Source organism: Roseateles sp. T103 (assembly GCF_057219915.1).
This window is the reverse complement of the sequence record NZ_JBXVVS010000002.1, coordinates 486591-505442: the sequence shown is the minus strand read 5'-3', so window position 1 is coordinate 505442 and position 18852 is coordinate 486591. Positions and strand designations below refer to the sequence as shown.

At 66.1% G+C, this 18852-nt stretch carries 17 protein-coding genes and 1 pseudogene; 12 read left to right on the top strand and 6 right to left on the bottom strand.

Annotation, left to right across the window (positions count from 1 at the left end; translation table 11 throughout):
• Positions 1-26 precede the first annotated feature (26 nt).
• The gene (locus AC2EBS_RS08790; RefSeq protein WP_484728010.1) at positions 27-3188 is read left to right on the top strand and encodes an efflux RND transporter permease subunit; all 3162 of its coding nucleotides are present in this window, start codon (positions 27-29) and stop codon (positions 3186-3188) included.
• 23 nt (positions 3189-3211) lie between these two features.
• Positions 3212-4615: an efflux transporter outer membrane subunit gene (locus tag AC2EBS_RS08785; protein ID WP_484728009.1), complete on the top strand. Its 1404-nt coding sequence runs from the start codon at positions 3212-3214 to the stop codon at positions 4613-4615.
• Between the two features lie 69 nt (positions 4616-4684).
• Here the strand turns inward: AC2EBS_RS08785 and AC2EBS_RS08780 are convergent, their stop codons facing one another.
• The 4 genes from AC2EBS_RS08780 to AC2EBS_RS08765 all read right to left on the bottom strand — a co-directional run bounded on the left by AC2EBS_RS08780 (position 4685) and on the right by AC2EBS_RS08765 (position 6460).
• Entirely contained in the window at positions 4685-4903 is a 219-nt protein-coding gene (locus AC2EBS_RS08780; protein WP_484728008.1) for a hypothetical protein, read from the bottom strand.
• Positions 4904-5151: 248 nt separating this feature from the next.
• Positions 5152-5358, bottom strand: a complete 207-nt coding sequence (locus AC2EBS_RS08775; protein WP_484728314.1) for a cold-shock protein — start codon at positions 5356-5358, stop codon at positions 5152-5154.
• Positions 5359-5587: 229 nt separating this feature from the next.
• Complete coding sequence (locus tag AC2EBS_RS08770) at positions 5588-5893, bottom strand: PilZ domain-containing protein (protein WP_484728007.1); 306 nt, start codon at positions 5891-5893, stop codon at positions 5588-5590.
• A gap of 117 nt (positions 5894-6010) precedes the next feature.
• On the bottom strand, positions 6011-6460 hold the full coding sequence (locus tag AC2EBS_RS08765) for a hypothetical protein (RefSeq protein WP_484728006.1): 450 nt from the start codon (positions 6458-6460) through the stop codon (positions 6011-6013).
• A 238-nt stretch (positions 6461-6698) separates the two neighbouring features.
• Between AC2EBS_RS08765 and AC2EBS_RS08760 the strand changes: the two genes are divergently transcribed.
• Positions 6699-7334 carry a DUF1134 domain-containing protein gene (locus AC2EBS_RS08760; protein ID WP_484728005.1) on the top strand — a complete coding sequence of 212 codons (636 nt, stop codon included), beginning with the start codon at positions 6699-6701 and terminating at the stop codon, positions 7332-7334.
• 51 nt (positions 7335-7385) lie between these two features.
• Here AC2EBS_RS08760 and AC2EBS_RS08755 read toward each other — a convergent pair whose 3' ends face one another.
• On the bottom strand, positions 7386-8015 hold the full coding sequence (locus AC2EBS_RS08755) for a GGDEF domain-containing protein (RefSeq protein WP_484728004.1): 630 nt from the start codon (positions 8013-8015) through the stop codon (positions 7386-7388).
• Between the two features lie 322 nt (positions 8016-8337).
• Between AC2EBS_RS08755 and AC2EBS_RS08750 the strand changes: the two genes are divergently transcribed.
• Positions 8338-11283, top strand: a complete 2946-nt coding sequence (locus tag AC2EBS_RS08750; RefSeq protein WP_484728003.1) for an adenosylcobalamin-dependent ribonucleoside-diphosphate reductase — start codon at positions 8338-8340, stop codon at positions 11281-11283.
• Between the two features lie 75 nt (positions 11284-11358).
• On the opposite strand, the gene AC2EBS_RS08745 is transcribed toward AC2EBS_RS08750, so the two are convergent.
• A complete protein-coding gene (locus AC2EBS_RS08745) occupies positions 11359-12267 on the bottom strand; it encodes a LysR family transcriptional regulator (protein WP_484728002.1) in 909 nt (302 codons plus the stop codon).
• Between the two features lie 141 nt (positions 12268-12408).
• Here AC2EBS_RS08745 and AC2EBS_RS08740 point away from each other — a divergent pair, with 141 nt between their 5' ends.
• The 8 genes and pseudogenes from AC2EBS_RS08740 to AC2EBS_RS08705 all read left to right on the top strand — a co-directional run bounded on the left by AC2EBS_RS08740 (position 12409) and on the right by AC2EBS_RS08705 (position 18850).
• Positions 12409-12582 (top strand): hypothetical protein, encoded by a 174-nt coding sequence (locus AC2EBS_RS08740; protein ID WP_484728001.1) that lies wholly within the window; start codon positions 12409-12411, stop codon positions 12580-12582.
• Between the two features lie 9 nt (positions 12583-12591).
• A pseudogene (locus tag AC2EBS_RS08735) lies at positions 12592-13791 on the top strand (CaiB/BaiF CoA transferase family protein).
• Positions 13788-14651 carry a fumarylacetoacetate hydrolase family protein gene (locus AC2EBS_RS08730; protein ID WP_484728000.1) on the top strand — a complete coding sequence of 288 codons (864 nt, stop codon included), beginning with the start codon at positions 13788-13790 and terminating at the stop codon, positions 14649-14651. Before AC2EBS_RS08735 ends, AC2EBS_RS08730 begins: the two are co-directional and overlap by 4 nt.
• 28 nt (positions 14652-14679) lie before the next feature.
• Entirely contained in the window at positions 14680-15666 is a 987-nt protein-coding gene (locus tag AC2EBS_RS08725; RefSeq protein WP_484727999.1) for a Bug family tripartite tricarboxylate transporter substrate binding protein, read from the top strand.
• A 4-nt stretch (positions 15667-15670) separates the two neighbouring features.
• A complete protein-coding gene (locus AC2EBS_RS08720; protein ID WP_484727998.1) occupies positions 15671-16249 on the top strand; it encodes an amino acid synthesis family protein in 579 nt (192 codons plus the stop codon).
• 14 nt (positions 16250-16263) lie between these two features.
• A complete protein-coding gene (locus AC2EBS_RS08715) occupies positions 16264-16812 on the top strand; it encodes a VOC family protein (RefSeq protein WP_484727997.1) in 549 nt (182 codons plus the stop codon).
• Positions 16812-18251: an aldehyde dehydrogenase family protein gene (locus AC2EBS_RS08710; RefSeq protein WP_484727996.1), complete on the top strand. Its 1440-nt coding sequence runs from the start codon at positions 16812-16814 to the stop codon at positions 18249-18251. The genes AC2EBS_RS08715 and AC2EBS_RS08710 overlap by 1 nt, the downstream gene beginning before the upstream one ends.
• Positions 18252-18259: 8 nt before the next feature.
• On the top strand, positions 18260-18850 hold the full coding sequence (locus AC2EBS_RS08705) for a malonic semialdehyde reductase (protein ID WP_484727995.1): 591 nt from the start codon (positions 18260-18262) through the stop codon (positions 18848-18850).
• Positions 18851-18852 lie beyond the last annotated feature (2 nt).

Below are 18852 nucleotides of genomic sequence, written 5' to 3'. Positions count from 1 at the left end.
ATCGACAAGAAGAAGAGAGTTTCACGATGGCACGTTTCTTCATCGACCGCCCGATCTTCGCCTGGGTGATCGCGCTGTTCATCCTCGTCTTCGGCGGGGTCGCGATCACCAAGCTGCCGGTCGCGCAGTACCCCACGGTGGCACCACCCTCGCTGACCGTTAGCGTGGCCTATCCCGGCGCCTCGGCCAGGACGCTGGACGAGAGCGTCATCTCGGTGATCGAGCAGGAGCTCAACGGCGCGCCCGGCCTGGCCTACATGGAGTCGGTCAGCCAAGCCAACGGCACCGGCGCGATCACTGTCACCTTCGAGCCCGGCACCAATATCGACCTGGCCCAGGTCGAGGTGCAGAACCGGCTCTCGCGAGCGACGCCGCGCCTGCCTTCGGCGGTGACGCAGCAGGGCGTGCGCGTGGACAAGGCGCGCAGCAACTTCCTGCTCTTCATCACGATGTCGAGTAAGGATGGGCGCCTCGATCCGGTGGCGCTGGGCGACTACGCGGCGCGCAACATCGTGCCCGAGATCCAGCGCGTGCCCGGCGTGGGCCAGGCGCAGCTGTTCGGCACCGAACGCGCGATGCGCATCTGGTTGGACCCGGCCAAGATGCTGTCGTTCAACATCAGCCCGGCCGAGGTCAATGCGGCGATCCGCGCGCAGAACGCGCTGGTACCCGCCGGCACCATGGGCGATCTGCCCAACCTGAGCAGCCAGAGCATGTCCGCCACCGTGGTGGTCAAGGGCCAGCTCGAGAGCGTCGAGCAGTTCGGCAACATCACGCTGCGGGCCAATGCCGACGGCTCCCGCGTGCGGCTGCAGGACGTGGCGCGCATCGAGCTTGGTGGCCAGGCCTACAGCACCTATGCGCGGCTCAAGGGCAAGCCCTCCACCGGCATCGGCGTGCAGCTCTCGCCCAGCGGCAATGCGCTGGCCACGGCCGCGGCGATCAAGCAGCGCATGCAGGAGCTGCAGCGCTTCTTCCCCGAAGGCGTGATCTACGAGATCCCCTACGACTCGTCCAAGTTCGTCGACATCTCGATCAAGCAGGTGGTGCAGACCCTGATCGAGGCCATCGTGCTGGTCTTCCTGGTGATGTACCTGTTCCTGCAGAACTGGCGCTACACCTTGATCCCCACGCTGGTCGTGCCGGTGGCGCTGCTGGGCACCTTCGGCGTGATGCTGGCGATGGGCTACTCGATCAACGTGCTGACGCTGTTCGGCATGGTGCTGGCGATCGGCATCCTGGTGGACGACGCCATCGTCGTGGTGGAGAACGTCGAGCGCATCATGAGCGAGGAGGGCTTGTCGCCCCGCGAGGCTACGCGCAAGGCGATGGGCCAGATCTCCGGCGCGATCATCGGCATCACCGTGGTGCTGATTGCGGTGTTCGTGCCCATGGCCTTCTTTGCAGGATCGGTGGGCAATATCTATCGGCAGTTCTCGCTGGCCATGGTCGCGTCGATGAGCCTGTCCGCGCTGATGGCGCTGACGCTGACGCCGGCCTTGTGCGCCACGCTGCTCAAGCCGGTGCAAGCTGGGCATCACCATGCCAAGCGCGGCTTCTTCGGCTGGTTCAACCGCGGCTTCGCGCGCACCGCCAAGAGCTACGAGCGCGGCGTGGACCGCCTGTTGCAGCGCGCCCCGGCGATGCTGGCGGCCTTTGTCGCCGTGGTCGCGGTGGTGGGTTGGCTCTATGTGCGCCTGCCGACGTCCTTCCTGCCCAACGAGGACCAGGGCTATCTGATCGTCAACGTGCAACTGCCGCCAGGCGCCACTGCCAATCGCACCGAGCAGGCGGTCAAGGCGGTGGAGGACTTCATGCTCGCCCAGCCCGAGGTGGAGGCGACCATCGGCGTGATCGGCTTCTCCTTCTCGGGCCAGGGCCAGAACGCGGCGCTGGTGTTCGTGCCGCTCAAGCCCTGGGAGCAGCGGACCAAGCCAGAGAACAGCGCCGGCGCTCTGGCGCAGCGCGCCTTCGGCGCGATGATGATGCAGGTCCGCGATGCCTTCATCTATCCGCTGTCGCCACCACCGATTCCCGAGCTGGGCACAGCCACCGGCTTCGCGCTGCGCCTGCAGGACCGCGGTGGCGTGGGCCACGAGGCCTTGCTCGCTGCGCGCAATCAGCTGATGGGCATGGCGATGCAGAGCAAGGTCATCACCGGCATGCGCCCCGACGGTCTGGAGGATGCGCCGCAGCTGCAGATCGACATCGACCGCAACAAGGCGGCGGCGCTCGGCGTGAGCTTCGACGCGATCGCCTCGGTGCTCGGCACCCAGCTGGGCTCGGCCTATGTCAACGACTTCCCCAACCAGGGCCGGCTGCAGCGTGTGGTGGTGCAGGCTGATGCCCACGCGCGCATGCAGCCTGACGATCTGCTGCGCCTGAACGTCACCAATGCGCAGGGCAAATCGGTGCCCTTGTCGGCTTTCGCCACGACGAAGTGGGTGATGGGCCAGATGCAGGCCACGCGCTACAACGGCTATCCGGCGATGCGCCTGGCCGGGGATGCGGCGCCTGGTGCGTCGACCGGCGCCGCGATGGCGGAGCTCGAGCGCATGGTGGCCCAGTTGCCGCCGGGCATAGGCTTCGAGTGGACTGGCCTGTCGCGCGAGGAGAAGATCTCCGGCGCGCAGGCGACCGTGCTATTGGCCTTCTCGCTGCTCGCGGTGTTCCTGTGCCTGGCCGCGCTCTACGAGAGCTGGTCCATCCCCTTCTCGGTGATCCTGGTGGTGCCGCTGGGCATCCTCGGTGCGGTGCTGGGCGCCACCTTGCGCGGTCTGCCCAACGACGTGTACTTCAAGGTCGGCCTGATCACCATCATCGGCCTGTCGGCGAAGAACGCGATCCTGATCGTCGAGTTCGCCAAGGACCTGCAGGCGCAGGGCCGCACGCTGGTACAGGCCATCCTCGAGGCCTGCCATCTTCGCTTCCGGCCCATCATCATGACTTCGATGGCCTTCATCCTGGGCGTGATGCCGCTGTTCTTCGCCACTGGCGCTGGCTCGGCCAGCCAGCGAGCCATCGGCACTGGCGTGCTCTCTGGCATGCTGACTGCGACGGTGCTGGCGGTGCTGTTCGTGCCGGTGTTCTTCCTCGTCGTGCGGCGCATTTTCAAAGGCAGCGAGCGGCAGCGGCGCCTGCATGCGCACGAGCTCGATGCAGACAGCAGCGAGGTGAAGCCGCAATGAGCGCCACGATGAAGCGAACCCCGATGAAGACGAAGCAGAAGATCCAGCGCATCGCTGCCGCCGCCTTGCTGGCCGCGCTGCTCAGCGGCTGCGCCAACCTGGCGCCCCGCTACGAGCGGCCCGCGGCGCCGGTGGCGCCGAGCTGGCCCCAGGCAAGCGCTGACTCCGCGGCCGGCGCGGCCTCGACCCAGGCGCAGGGCTGGCAGCAGTTCTATGCCGACGATGCGAGGCTGCGCGAGCTGATCAGCCTGGCGCTCCTGCACAACCGCGATCTGCGCGTGGCCGCGCTCAATGCCGAGCAGGCGCGCGCGCTGGCGCGCGTGGCCGATGCGAATCGCTGGCCGACGGTGGGCGTGGGTCTCACCGGCACGCGTGCGACGACCACCAAGGACTCGATCAGCTCGACCTACACCGCGGGCCTGCAGCTCGCCAGCTACGAGATCGATCTGCTCGGCAAGGCACGCAACAGCGCCGATGCGGCCACCTCGCGCTATCTGGCCAGCGTCGAGGGCCAGCGTGCCACGCAGATCAGTCTCGTGGCCAGCGTCGCCGCGGCGCAGCTGGCGCTGCAGGCCGATGAAGAGCTGTTGGCGCTGGCCGAGCGCACGCTGGCCAGCCGTCGCGAAAGCCTGAAGCTGACGCAGCTGAAGTTCGAGCAGGGCGCGGCTTCGCGTCTGGAGCTGAGCACCGCCGAATCTGCCGAGGCGAGCGCGCGCGCCAGCGTGGCGCAGCTGCAGCGCCAGCGCGTGCAGGACGAGAACGCGCTCGCGCTGTTGATCGGCCAGCCGCTGCCTGCCCATCTACCGGCGGCGCGGCCGCTGGCTGAGCTCAAGCTGGCGGCCTTGCCGGTGGGCCTGCCGTCCAGCGTGCTGCTGCAGCGTCCGGACGTGCTGCAGGCCGAGCAGACGCTGATCGCCGCCAATGCGAACATCGGCGCCGCTCGCGCGGCCTTCTTCCCGGCCATCACGCTGACGGCCAGCGCGGGCAGCGCCAGCACGCAGCTGTCTGAGCTGTTCAAGAGCGGCGCGTGGAGCTTCAGCTCACAGCTGCTGATGCCGATCTTCGACGCCGGCCGCCTGCAGGCGAATCTGGCGTCGGTGAAGGTGGCGCGCGACATCGCGGTGGCGCAGTACGAGAAGGCGGTGCAGTCGGCCTTCCGCGAGGTGGCCGATGCGCTGGCCGGCCAGGCCACATTGGGCGAGCAGCTGCAGGCGCAGCAGGCGCTGGCGCGCGCGGAAGCCGAGCGACTCAGGCTGGTCGAGCTGCGCTTTGCCAACGGTGCATCGAACAGCCTGGAGCTGCTGGACGCCCAGCGAAGCAGTTATGCGGCGCAGCAGGGGTTGCTGCAGGCGCAGCTGGCGCTGCAGATCAACCGCGTGCAGCTCTACAAGGCGCTGGGCGGAGGCTTGGCTGCTGCCGGCAGCTGAGCGAAGCGCGGTCGCAGCAAGGGCGCCTTCGGCGCCCTTTTTTCATTGCGCTTTGATGTCGGCGCCGGGTCAGCGCGTGTTGGCCCACGCCAGGCCTTCGCGGGTGGCGTAGCGCAGCGCGGTCTGCTCGCAGGCGAAACGCGGTGTGAAGCGCATGACCCGGTCATGGCTGGCCTGGCCGCGGCCGGAACGAATGGAGACAGCCGCGGCGAAGCCGCCATCGGCATGGGGTTTGATCATCGGTGAGACAAGGTAACGCCCCACCTCAATGCTTTGTTCGTTGTGCATTGTTGTACTCGAGGTGTGCGCCTTGATCAGGAATCAGGCGAGAGTCCGTCTTGGCGCGGTTTACATGGAGGTCTGCGGCATCGTCGGTGCGGCCGCAGCAGGCCCGGCGTGAGAGACCGGGGAAGCGGCAGCGCTACGCAGCGCCAGCCGCCTGGAGTGTCGGTCGGGCAGGCCTGGCGGCCGGCCGGACCGGCAGCGCTCCCGCGCTGCCGTGGCGATCAGCGGGCTAGCTCGAGCCCGGTGAACGATTACAGAGGCTTGATGTTCGCAGCCTGCAGACCCTTGGGGCCTTGCTTCACTTCGAACTCGACCTTCTGGTTCTCGGCCAGGGTGCGGAAGCCGCCGCCGTTGCGGATTTCGCTGTGGTGGGCGAACAGGTCCTTGCTGCCGTCAGCGGGCGTGATGAAGCCGAAGCCCTTGCCATCGTCGAACCACTTGACGGTGCCGGTTTGAATGGTGCTCATGAGAGTTTCCTTGAAAAGAATGGATAGCAGACAACCTCGCGGCGACATGCCAGCGAGGACAGAAACACTCAAGAACAGTCAATCGGGGAGTTGAAGCTGAAGCGAGCCGCTCGCGAACGAACATGCGGGGCTGCAGATTGAAGACCTTGCGGAAACGGCCTTGTGCGTGCTGTGCCTCGAATGTAGCACAGTACCGGCATCGGCGCTTGTTGCTCTGCGCTCAGGCGCTGACCAGGGCCTTCAGTTCACGCTCGGCCATGCGCGGGTCGCCGAGGTTGACTTCGATGAGGCGGCGCAGATGGGTGATGCTTTCGAGATCGATGCTGCGACAGAGCACGCCCATCAACTCGCCCTGTACATGTGCCACCTCTGCCGCCATGGCGACGCGGGCTTCGCCGAGCTTCACTTCGATCAGGCACGGTGTGCCTGCTGCAATAGGCACCGGCGAACACAGCCGCAGCAAGGCGCCCTTGAGCGACAGGTCGACGACCTTCACGGCCAGACGATCGGCGGTGGTGGTGAGCACGGCGTCGGCATCGAAGGCGACGCGCGAGAAATGACGGCGTTCATTCACTGCAGATACTCCAGACGCTGTCGGGCCATGCTAGCAGAAGGGACCTTGCGGCGCAGCCAGGCTGCTGGCCTAGACATCGGGCGAGTAGATCGTGCTGCGGTCGATGGCCTCGTTCAGACGCAGCGGCGCCATCGCTTGCAGCCCCATGGATTCGAGCAGGTACCAGACGGCACGCAGGAAGCTCGCCGTGGCATTGCGTGCCTCGGCGGCGCGTGCGCCGTCGCCAGTGTCCAGCCGCGCAAGCACCGGCTGATCGGCGCGTGCCTGCGCATGGCTGCGCAGCTCGTAGCGCGGCGCGACATAGCGTTTCGCGATCTGACGCAGCATCGCGGCCACTTCTTCGTTGTGGTCGAGCAGGCTCGGGCTGACCAAGCGAAAGAGGTCGCCAAGCTGCTGCTCGGCGGCAGCTGCCAGCAGCCGCGCGGCCTCGTCGCTGCCGCCGCTGAGGTAGAGGGCCGCTGCCAGATCTGCATACTCGAGAGCCAGCAGCAGGCGCTCGAGGTCCCGGTGCGGGCTCATGGTCGCGCGTGACGACGCGGCAACTGACGGAACATCGGCAGGCTCCTCGGTGGTGCTTCCCGGACTTGCTGCCGGTTCTGGCTCGGCCAGTGTAGGCGCTGGCGTGGTTCGCTCGGCGCGACGGAGTTCACGCGCGGCGGCGCTGTCTACACTTGATTACCTTCGCATGGGCTGCGGCGCAAGGTGGGCTGCGGTCCTGCGCTATGGTCTGGCGCTTGCGCAGAAGGAACTGATAGCGATGAACAAGAGCGAATGCAGGCTGGGCCTGCCAGACGACGGCAGGAGCACGGATGCGCTGAGCCGGCGCGCGGCGCTGCTGCGCGCCGGGGCCACGCTGGCCGTGATGGGCGGCGCCGGAGCATCGGGCTGGGCCGCCAACGAGGGCAACGCGAACACGTATGACGAGGATTCCATCTTCAAGGCCGCTACCGAGTTCTTCGGCAGCACCACCGAAGGTCTTGCCAAGGTGATCGAGAAGGCCTTCAAGGAGCAGGGCCGGCCCAATGCCTACATCAAGGGCGAGGAGGCCTCCGCGGCCTTGACGGTCGGTGTGCGATACGGCGATGGCCGGCTGATGATGAAGAACGGCGGCAGCGCGCGTGTGTACTGGTCGGGCCCGTCGATAGGACTGGATGTCGGCGCGAACGCGTCCAAGGTGTTCACCTTGGTCTACAAGCTGCCCAACACGGCGGCAATCTTTCAGCGCTTCCCGGGGGTCGAGGGCAGTCTCTATTACATCGGCGGCGCGAGCATCAACTACCAGCGCAGCGACGGCATCACGCTGGCGCCAATCCGTCTGGGGGTGGGCCTGCGTACCGGCGCAAACATTGGCTACGTGCACTACCGGCGCGAGAAGTCCTACCTGCCGTTCTGAGCCAGGACCGAGTCGAGTCCACTGCGGACTCGGCAACGGCTGGGCCGGCGTTCAGGCCCCGGCGCGCACGCAGTTGCCGCCGTCGCGGCGCGCGTGCGCCAGGCCCGCGTCGCCGCGCGCGAGCAGTTGCTCGGCGTCGTCACCGCCGCGCAATGCGGTCAGGCCAATGCTCAGCGTCACGCGCAGCGGCGGATGCAGGCGTGCCCAGTCGTGATGGGCCACCGCACGGCGCAGGCGCTCGCAGATGCTGCGTGCCACCGAGAGCTCCACATCGCTGAGGATCAGCGTCATTTCCAGCTCGCGCTCGGCCGCCGGCAGGTCCTTGCTGCGGCTGTTGGCGCGCAGCAGCCCGCCGAGCTCGCCCATCACCATAGGCTCCAAGCCTGCAGGCAGGCCACGCGCGGGTTGCAGGGCGTCGAGTCCGATGCGCATCAGGCACAGGCACAGGCTGCCCGCATGCGCGCGGCGCACCATCTCCGGCAGACGCTGACGCAGCACCTCGCGGGCCGCGAGCTTCGTGACCGGATCCAGCGGCGTGTTGTCGGCGCTGCTCCCCAGGGCTGCCAGGCGCTGCTCCATGTATTCCGCATAGAGCTGGTGGTAGCGCTGGTAGTGACGCAGTGCCTCACGATGCTCGCCAGCGTCGGCGCAACGCTCGCTGAGGCTCAGGCACAGAGCCATCTCTTCTGCCGGGGCGATCGGCGCGGAAGACGGGAGATCGATGGCGTTCACACCCTGAAGGATACCCCGCCACGGCGCGTTTTCGCACTGCGGAACAGCCGCCTGCGGGCATACCCTGGAAAGCACCAATGTCGGTTCGTGCATTGCGGGATTCGTTCATTTTCGTCAGCGCGCGCGGTTAATCTTGGTGACATGACAGCGCTTGCGCGAGCTGCGTCGCCGAGCGCATGCTGAGCTGGCTCAAGACCCTTGCAGCAGCTGCGGGCCAAGATGCCCGGCTGAGCACGAACACATCAAATCAGATCAGGATGGAGAACCGTCGATGAGTATTCCCGACCCGGTGCAGCTGGCCGCTGCCGCTGCCGCCAAGCTTGTGGCCGATGCCGACAGCCTGCCTGCGCAGGAGATCAGCGCCGAGGTGCTGATCGAGAAGTACGCCAAGGGCGACGAGCAGTCGCTCGACGAGGTTCGCCGCCGTGTGGCGCGCGCGCTGGCCCAGGCCGAGGCGCCCGAGGCGCGTGCGCAGTGGGAGGCCAAGTTCCTTGATGCGCAGCGCCGCGGCTTCGTTCCCGCAGGCCGCATCAATTCCGCTGCCGGCACCGAGCTGAGCGCCACGCTGATCAACTGCTTCGTGCAGCCGGTGGGCGACTCCATCGCCACCGCCGAAGACGGCGTGCCCGGCATCTACACCGCGCTGACCGAAGCGGCCGAGACCATGCGCCGCGGTGGTGGCGTGGGCTATGACTTCAGCCGCATCCGTCCCAAGGGCGCCTGGGTGGGCTCGACGCAGAGCAGCGCCTCGGGGCCGGTGTCCTATATGCGCGTGTTCGACCGCAGCTGCGAGACGGTGGAAAGCGCCGGCAGCCGCCGCGGCGCGCAGATGGGCGTGCTGCGCTGCGACCATCCCGACATCGAGGAGTTCATCCACGCCAAGGACAAGGGCGACCTCAGCAACTTCAACATCTCGATCGGCGTGACCGATGCCTTCATGCAGGCGGTCGAGGCCGACGCCGAGGTGGAGCTGGTGCACAAGGCCCAGCCCGGCGCCGCGCAGCGCGAGTCCGGCGCCTACCAGCGCGGCGATGGCCTGTGGGTCTATCGCAAGCTGAAGGCGCGCCAGTTGTGGGACCAGGTGATGCGCTCCACCTACGACCATGCCGAGCCCGGCGTGCTCTTCCTTGACCGCATCAACACCGACAACAACCTCTACTACTGCGAGACCATCTCGGCCACCAATCCCTGCGCCGAGCAGCCGCTGCCGCCCTACGGCTGCTGCTGCCTGGGTTCGGTGGACCTGACGAATTTCGTGCGCGCCCCATTCGGGCTGGACGCCAGCTTCGACGAGCCGGCCTTCATCGAGGTCTGCAAGATCGCCACGCGCATGCTCGACAACGTGCTCGACGTGACACCCTGGCCGCTGCCCGCACAGCAGCAGGAAGCGCGTAACAAGCGCCGCGTCGGCTTGGGCTTCACCGGCCTGGGCGACACGCTGGTGATGCTGAACCTCCGCTACGACAGCGAGCCCGCGCGCGCGATGGCCCGCCGCATCAGCGAGGTGATGCGCAACGCTGCTTATGAAGCCAGTGCCGATCTGGCGGTGGAGCGTGGTGCCTTCCCGCTGTTCAATGCCGACCTCTATCTGTCGGGTGGCAATTTCGCGTCGCGCCTGCCGCAGCCGCTGAAGGACAAGATCCGCGCCCAGGGCCTGCGCAACTCGCACCTGCTGTCGATCGCGCCCACCGGCACCATCAGCCTGGCCTTCGCCGACAACGCGTCCAACGGCATCGAGCCCGCGTTCAGCTGGAGCTACACGCGCAAGAAGCGCATGGCCGATGGCGGCTTCAAGGAGTACGCGGTCGAGGACCATGCCTGGCGCCTCTATCGCCACATGTTCGGCACCGATGCGCCACTGTCCGAGGCCTTCGTCACCGCACTGGAGCTGTCGGCCGCGGATCATGCAGCTATGGTGGCCGCGGTCGCGCCCTATGTCGACACCTCGATCTCGAAGACCGTCAACGTGCCGGCGGACTATCCCTACGTGGACTTCCAGGACCTCTACACCCAGGCCTGGAAGAGCGGGCTCAAGGGTCTGGCCACCTACCGGCCCAACAGCGTGCTGGGCTCGGTGCTCAGCGTCGAGCCAACCGCGGTGCCGGAGCCGCTGAAGCCGGTGGCCGACATCGGCGGCGGCAGCAACCAGCGCCTGCGCGTCGAGCGCCTGCCCAAGCAGGTGATGGCCTCGCTGCGCTGGCCCAGCCGCCCGGACCTGCCCGGCGGCAACCCGGCGTGGAGCTACATGATCCGCCACCCGCATGGCGACTTCGCGCTCTTCGTCGGCGAGCTGCCGGCCGAGGGGCCGGACGCTGGCCTGTTCGGCAAGAACCTGCCTTTCGAGGTCTGGGTCAACGGCGCCGAGCAGCCGCGCGGCCTGGCTGCCGTGGCCAAGACCCTGTCGATGGACCTGCGCACCAACGACGCGGCCTGGCTGCGCCTGAAGCTCGACGCGCTGGCCACCGTGGCCGAGGAGCGCGCCTTCGAGATGCCGATGCCGCCCAGCGGCGAGCAGCGCCTGTTCCCCGGCGTGGTGGCCGCCACCGCGGCGGTGATCCGCTGGCGCGCCGAACAGCTGGGCGCGCTGCAGGAAGGCGGCCCCACGCCGGTGATCGACGCGATGTTCAGCCGCGAAGAGCCGCGCACCAGCACCATGGGCACGCTGGCCTGGGCGGTGGACGTGGACAACCCCGCCACCGGCGAGCAGTTCACGCTGACGCTGAAGGAAGTGACGCTGCCCACGCCCGATGGCGGCACGGTGACGCGTCCCTGTGCGATGGGCTTCTCGGGCAACTACCCGAAGGCGCTGGACGGCATGGCGCGGCTGCTGTCGCTGGACATGCGCGTGATGGACCCGGCCTGGATCGGCATGAAGCTGCGCAAGCTTCTCAATGTCGGCGAGCCGCTGGGCCACTTCATGGCACCGGTGCCTAACCTTTCCGGTGAGCGCCGCCAGCAGATCTGGCCCTCCACCGTGGCCTATGTGGCGCGCCTGATCATCCACCGCTACGCGATGCTGGGCATCCTGGACGAGCAGGGCCTGCCGCTGGTCGAGATGGGCCTGCTGCAATCGCCCATCGCCCCGAAGAGCGCCGCCGGCCTGGCCGTGCAGCCCCAGGCCGGCAAGCCCTGCCCGGAATGCGGCAACGCCACGATGATCCACAAGGACGGCTGCGATTTCTGCACGGCTTGCGGGTATGTGGGGCAGTGTGGGTAGGGGCGGGCGGCTCGATCGGTTCGAACTTGCAAGGTTGTTGCGGCCTCTCTCGAAGGCCACCCGTCCGAAGAAGACTTAGCGCGTCACCTTTGACGGTGCCGCGCTGAGTTGAGTGAGCAGCCATTCGCGGAACACCGCGATCAGGCCATCTGCCTGCTTGCGCTCTGGGGTCACGAAGTAGTAGCCCAGGTCGCTTGGGCATGGGCGATCGACCGGGATGATGAGCCTGCCGGCCGTCACTTCGTCGGCGAGGTCGTACTCGGGAACCAGTGCAATGCCAAGGCCGACCGTCGCTGCCTGCAGTGACATCGAGAAAAGCTCGTAGCGGGGACCGACGAGTTCGCCCTGCGGGCGCAGTCCGGCCGACTCGAACCAATGTCTCCAGGCGTACGGTCGGGTGCTCTGCTGTATGAGTGGGAACTCGGCGATCTGTTCGGGCGTCAAGCGCTTCTTCGGGGCGATCAGTGCAGGGCTGCAGACTGGCACGAGGTTCTCCGCCATCAGGTATTGGCAGCTGGCCCCTGGCCAGTGCCCATCGCCAGCGTAGATGGCGGCGTCGATATTGGCCTCGTCGAAGAGAAAGGGCCTGGTCCGACTGGACAGATTGATCGTGATGCTCGGGTGCCTTCGCGCGAAATCGGGGAGTCGGGGCAGCAGCCACCGGGTGCCGAAGGTCGGCACGACGGCCAGATCAATCGACCCGCCGCGTCCTTGCCGTGCCATCAGGTCCAAGGTGTCTCGTTCCACTTCGTCGAGCCGGCGGGAGATCTGCCGGTAGTACGTGGTGCCAGCCTCGGTGAGTGCCACGCCCCGCCCGGAGCGTCGGAAGAGCTTCAATCCAAGGTAGCTCTCCAGCGACGCGATCTGGCGGCACACGGCTCCTTGGGTCAGGGCAAGTTCATTCGCCGCAGCGGTGAAGCTCGCGTGACGGGCCGCCGCATCGAAGGCTGTCAGCGCGGCAGTGTTGGGGATCTTTCGGCGCATCGGGTGCACTCCATTGCTCTCATCGACTTGTGCAAGTCTTGCACAAGTCGATGAGAACAAATGCGTTGTTCATCGGTTTGCGGGCACTTAGAGTTCTTCTCATCAATGCAACTTGTGCACATGAGAAGGAGTGGTTCCGTGGTGGGTGCAGGCAAGAACGGTTTCATTCGGCCCGAGCTGCAGGAGCGCCAACTCGGCAGTGATGGGTGCGAGGTCCGCGATGCGCTCAGCGCCTGTTGCCGGGTGCCGCTTGCACTCAGGGTGCGCTCGCAAGACGAAGCCTGCGCGGCGATCGCGACGATTCCGGCGTGCTGAGGGGTAGACATGGAAGCCGGAGCTCTTTCGCACCTGCGCGTACTTGATCTGTCCCGGGTTCTTGCTGGCCCATGGGCGAGCCAGATGCTGGCCGACCTGGGCGCCGAGGTGCTGAAGATTGAACACCCCGACCGGGGCGACGACACCCGCGGCTGGGGGCCGCCGCACGCGCGCGATGCTCGCGGCGAGCCTGTCGAGTCAGCGTACTTCCTGTGTGCGAACCGAAACAAGAAGTCTGTCGCACTCGACATCACGACGCCCGAGGCACAGGCGCAGATCATCGAGCTGGTCAAACGTTCTGATGTCCTGATCGAGAACTTCAAGGTCGGTGGCCTCGCGCGCTATGGCCTGGACTACGCAAGCCTGGCTGCTGTCAATCCGCGACTGGTCTATTGCTCCATCACGGGCTTCGGGCAAACCGGGCCCTATGCGCAGCGTCCAGGCTACGACTTCATGATCCAGGGGCTAGGCGGGCTGATGAGCGTTACCGGCGCGCCGGACGGCGACAGCGGAGGCGGACCGATGAAGGTCGGTGTCGCGCTGACCGACGTGCTCACCGGACTCCATGCGGTGACGGGGATTCTGGCTGCGCTTGCCTGACGCGAGAAGTCCGGGCAAGGCCAGCACATCGACCTGGCCTTGCTGGATGTGCAGGTTTCGTGTCTCGCCAACCAAGCGATGAATTACCTGGTCACCGGGGTGGCGCCTGAACGCCTGGGCAATTCTCATCCGAGCATCGTTCCGTACGAGGCCTTCCCGACCGCCGACGGCAACATGATTCTCGCGGTCGGCAACGACAGCCAGTTCGTCTCCTTCTGCCGCGCCGCGGGCAAGTCGGAGTGGGCAGTCGATGCGCGCTTCATGACCAACAGCGCGCGTGTGGCGAATCGCGTCGAACTGCTGCGGGCGATTCGGCAGCTCACGCCACAGCGCACGACGCAGGAATGGGTTCAACTCCTCGAGCGGGCCAACGTCCCCTGCGGTCCGATCAACACGCTGGAGCAGGTCTTCGATGATCCGCAGGTTCGTGCGCGCGGGCTGAAGATCGAACTTCCCCACCCCGTTCTCGGAACCGTGCCTGCGGTAGCGAGCCCATTGCGCCTTTCCAAGACACCGGTCCGTTACCGGAATGCTGCACCGGCGCTCGGTGCGGACACGGCTGCTGTACTAGCTTCACTCTCAAACCACGAGGAGACATCTCAGACATGAAACTGCTGTCATTTGAACTTGCCGGGCGCGCCAGTTGGGGCGCGGTCATCGGGGATAAGGTGGCTGACCTCGGCCGTGCGTTTCCGCAGTATCCGACGCTGCAGTCCTACCTGGCGGCCGGACGTCTGGGCCAGGTGCAGAGCGATGCGAGCACCGTCGAAGCCGACATCCCGCTTTCGTCCATCCGCTATCTGCCGGTGATCCCGCAGCCGGAGAAGATCGTCTGTGCGATCCGCAACTACCACGACCACCACAAGGAGGTCGTGGCGGCCGGTCTCGACCGGGAACTGTCCAGCTTTCCGCCGATCTTCCTGCGGGTCTGGCGGTCGCAGACGGCTCATGAGCAGCCCATCGTGCGTCCGCACTGCTCGGACTCGCTCGATTGGGAGGGCGAACTGGCCGTCATCATCGGCAAGGAGGGGCGCAACATTGCTGCTGCCGATGCGGCCTCATACATCGCCGGCTATTCGATCTACAACGATGCCAGCATCCGGGAGTGGCAGTTCCATGCCAAGGCCATCGCTGCCGGAAAGAACTTCGAGTCGACCGGTGCCTTCGGACCGTGGATGGTGACGGCCGACGAGATTGCGCCTGACCGTGCGCTGAAACTGATCACACGGCTCAATGGCCAGGTGATGCAGAGCACGAAGACCGACGACATGATCTTCTCGGTCGCACAGCAGATCGAGTACGCGTCGACCATCTTCACGCTGCAGCCTGGCGACGTCATCGTGACGGGGACGCCGGGAGGGGTGGGCTGGAGCAAGAAGCCGCCTCGATTCATGGTCCCTGGAGACGTCGTGGAGGTCGAGATCGAGGCGATCGGCACGCTTCGCAACCGCATTGTCCAGGCCGCCTGAGCCACATAACAAACAGAGGAGACAACCGATGGACAACAACGTTTCACGCCGCTGGGTCGGCACGCTTTCGCTCGCCCTCATCGCCACGCTGGCGGCCATGCCTGCAGGCGCGCAGACCTACCCGGATCGAGCGATCCGGCTGGTGCACGGCTTTGCTGCTGGCGGCAACGCTGATTTGATTGCCCGCATCCTGGCTGCTGATCTGAGTCGTCAGCTTGGGCAGCAGGTCAACGTCGAGCCCAGACCCGGCGCCGGTGGGACCCTCGCGGCGGACACCGTCGCCAAATCAAAGGCTGACGGTTACACGCTGCTGCTGGCGACGGGCGCGCATGCGATTGCGGCAGCGCTGTACGACAAGCTCCCGTATGACACGCTGAAGTCGTTCCAGCCAGTCTCTGCACTGACCTCGTTCCCCTTCCTGCTGGTGGTCAACTCGTCGAGTCCGGTCACCAACCTGACAGAACTCCTCGCGTCGCCAAACGTGAAGAATGGCGGCCTGACCTATGGCACTGCGGGCAATGGGACGGGCCAGCACATGACGGCGGCGCTCTTCGCTCATCGGGTAAGCCTTCCGATGACCCATGTCCCGTACCGGGGCGATGCGGGTTCAGTGAACGCCTTGCTTGGCGGTGAAATCGACTTCATCGTCGCACCGCCTACCGCCGTCATCCAGCACATTCGGTCCGGAAGACTCAGGGCCATTGCGATCTCGTCCGCCAACCGCTGGTCTGTTCTGCCGAACGTGGCGACGGTCGCTGAGCAGAAGGTGCCGCAGTATGAAGTGCGCTCCTGGACAGGGCTTCTTGCGCCCGAGGGCACACCCAAGGCTGTAGTCGACCGGCTGAACTCGGCGGTCCGAACCGCGCTTCGCGACGACACCATTCGGCAAAAGCTTGAGGAGGCGACCGGGGGCGAGGTCCGCGGAAGCACTCCAAAGGAACTGCAAGCCAGCATCGAGTTTGAGGTGCGTCGCTGGACCCAACTCGTGCGGGATGCCGGCATCCAGAAGGACTGAGACGATGAGCCTCGTTCAAGTGCGCCGCTCGGCGCTGGCTGTGGAGACCATCCACCATGAGGGCGGGCCGGTCTCGCCCCGCCCGCTCAAGCAGGGTTATGCCCTTGCAGTCGTGCGCAACCCCTATGCGGGACGGTATGTCGAGGACCTGCTCCCCTTCATGGCCGATCTGCGCGACCTGGGTCGCCAGTTGGCCGAAGAGCTCTGCGCGGCGCTGGGAAAGGAGCAGGTCCAGGCATATGGAAAGGGCGCCATCGTCGGGGTCAACGGTGAACTTGAGCATGCCGCCCTGTGGCACGAGGCGGGTGGCTGGGCGATGAGGGAGGTGCTGGGCGGGCCGAAGGCGATCGTGCCAGCCAACAAGGCCGTTGCTGCAACGGGCTATCGGCTGATGGTGCCTTTGCATTGCATCCATGCGGCCTATGTCAGAAGCCATTTCAACGCGGTCGAAATCGGTGTGCAGGACGGGCCTAGACCAGACGAGATCGTCTTTGCGCTGGTCATGGCGACGGGCCCCCGGATCCACGCCCGGATCGGCGGCTTGACGCTCGATGGCATCCGGGACCACGACGGACAACGGTAGAGAGGAGAAACCAAGTGAAAGTAACCAGGCCGACCCCGGCGCATTTCGGGATCTATGTGTACGACATCGACCGGATGGTCGATTTCTACGCGAGCGTCTTCAGGCTCACGATCACCGACGAGGGCATCGGAAAGAACTTCGGTCAGCGGCTTGTGTTCATGAGTGCGAGCGAAGACCAGCATCACCAGCTGGCGCTGTCGGCGGGCCGATCCGACCGCTCCCCGGTTAGCACCGTGATGCAGCTGTCGTTTCTGGTGCCCGATCTGGCGGAACTGCGCCGCAACCGGGATATCGCCACTGCAAAGGGGGCCAGCGAGCTTCGTCCGATGAACCACGGGAATGCCTGGTCGCTCTACTACTTCGACCCGGAAGGCAACCGCGTAGAGGTCTACGTGGACACGCCGTTCTATGTCGCCCAGCCTTACGGCACGCCGCTGGACCTGGACAAGTCCGAAGACGACCTGCTGGCCGAGACCTTCGCCATGGTCAAGGATGACCCGACGTACATGCCGGTCGAGGAATGGCAAGCCCGTTTTCGCAAGACCGGCCCGGGAAGGATGTGATGAAGCAGCTGTACATCGGAGGGCAGTGGGTCGATGGCGCCTCGGCGGCGCCCAACATCAATCCATCCGACACGCGCGACGTGATCGGCGAATACGCTCAGGCCGACGAGCGGCTCGCGGCGCTTGCCGTTGGGGCGGCGTGGAATGCCGTGCCGGCCTGGTCGTCAAGCACCCCTCAGCAGCGCTTCGATGCGCTCGATCGCATCGGCACCGAACTGCTTGCCCGCAAGGACGAGTTGGGCGACCTGCTGGCCCGTGAGGAGGGCAAGACGCTTCCCGAAGCCATCGGCGAGGTGGGGCGTGCCGCTCAGATCTTCAAGTTCTTCGCCGGCGAGGCGCTGCGCATCCCGGGCGAGTACCTCGCATCGGTCAGGCCGGGTGTCTCGGTCGAGGTGACTCGCGAGCCTCTGGGTGTGGTCGCCCTTGTCACGCCCTGGAACTTCCCCATCGCCATCCCCGCCTGGAAGATTGCGCCGGCCTTGGCTTATGGGAACTGCGTGGTGTTCAAGCCGGCTGAGCTCGTGCCCGGATCGGCATGGGCCTTGGCTGAGATCATCTCGCGGGCAGGGCTGCCTGCCGGAACGTTCAACCTTGTCATGGGGCCGGGCGGGGCCGTCGGCGCGGCGCTGGTCGAGAACGAGCGTGTTGCAGGCGTGAGCTTCACCGGGTCCGTCGCCACCGGGAGCCGGATCGCACGAAGCTGTGCCGGTCGCGGCGCGAAGTTCCAGCTCGAGATGGGCGGCAAGAACCCGCTGGTGGTGCTGGACGATGCGGATCTGCAGGTTGCCGTCCACTGCGCCATCCAAGGCTCCTACTACTCGACGGGACAGCGCTGCACGGCCTCGAGCAGGCTGATCGTCACCGAGGGCATCCACGACCGATTCGTGTCGGCGATGGTCGAACGGATGGGCCAGCTCAAGATCGCCGACGCGCGTCGCCCTGGAACGGACATTGGTCCCGTCGTCGACGGGCGTCAGCTGGCCATCGATCTGGACTACATCGCCAGTGCACGCGAAGAAGGTGCGCGCCTTGTCGCAGGCGGCCAACCGATGGCCACCGACGCCAGTGGCCATCCGGGCCACTACCTGGCTCCCGCGTTGTTCACCGAGACCACGAACGCGATGCGGATCAGCCGGGAGGAGGTGTTCGGCCCGGTTGCCAATGTGATTCGGGTCGGCAGCTACGACGAAGCGCTCGCAATCGCGAACGACACTCCGTTCGGGCTTTCGAGCGGCATCTGCACCACGAGCTTGAAGCATGCCTCGCACTTCAAGCGGCACTCGGAGGTGGGGATGGTCATGGTCAATGTTCCGACGGCAGGCGTCGACTACCACGTGCCGTTCGGCGGACGCAAGGCATCCAGCATGGGTTCGCGCGAGCAGGGCAGCCATGCCGTCGAGTTCTTCACCACCACCAAGACCGCGTACACCGCTGCATAGAGAATCTCATGAGTGAATCTGCCTCACAGGCCTTGGCTCAGGCTTTCCTGGATGCCAGAACTTTTAGCACCTTCACGCCGGAACAGGTCTCGGACGAGACGCTGATCCAGCTTCAATCGCTGGTGCAGCTCGCACCTACGGCCAATAACTGCCAGCCTGCACGCCTTGTCTTCGTCAAGAGTCCGGAAGCAAAGGAAACGCTCATCGAATGCGTGAGCGCAGGGAATCAACAGAAGGTGCGGAGCGCTCCGGTGACAGTCGTCGTGGGCATGGATACCCGCTTCTACGATCATCTGCCCGAACTGTTTCCTCATATGCCAGACCTGGCCAAGAGCTTCGAGGCCAATCCTGCCCATGCGGAAGCCACCGCGTTCCGGAACAGCAGCTTGCAGGGCGCCTACCTGATCATCGCCGCCCGCCTGCTGGGTCTCGATTGCGGCCCGATGAGCGGGTTCGACGCAGCGGAGGTGAATCGGCGCTTCTTCCCGGACGGGCGCACGCGCGTGAACTTTCTCGTCAACCTGGGCCACGGGGACCGAAGCGCGCTGCGACCGCGCGGCCCCCGGCTTGCCTTTTCAACCGTCGCGACCATCGCCTAGGA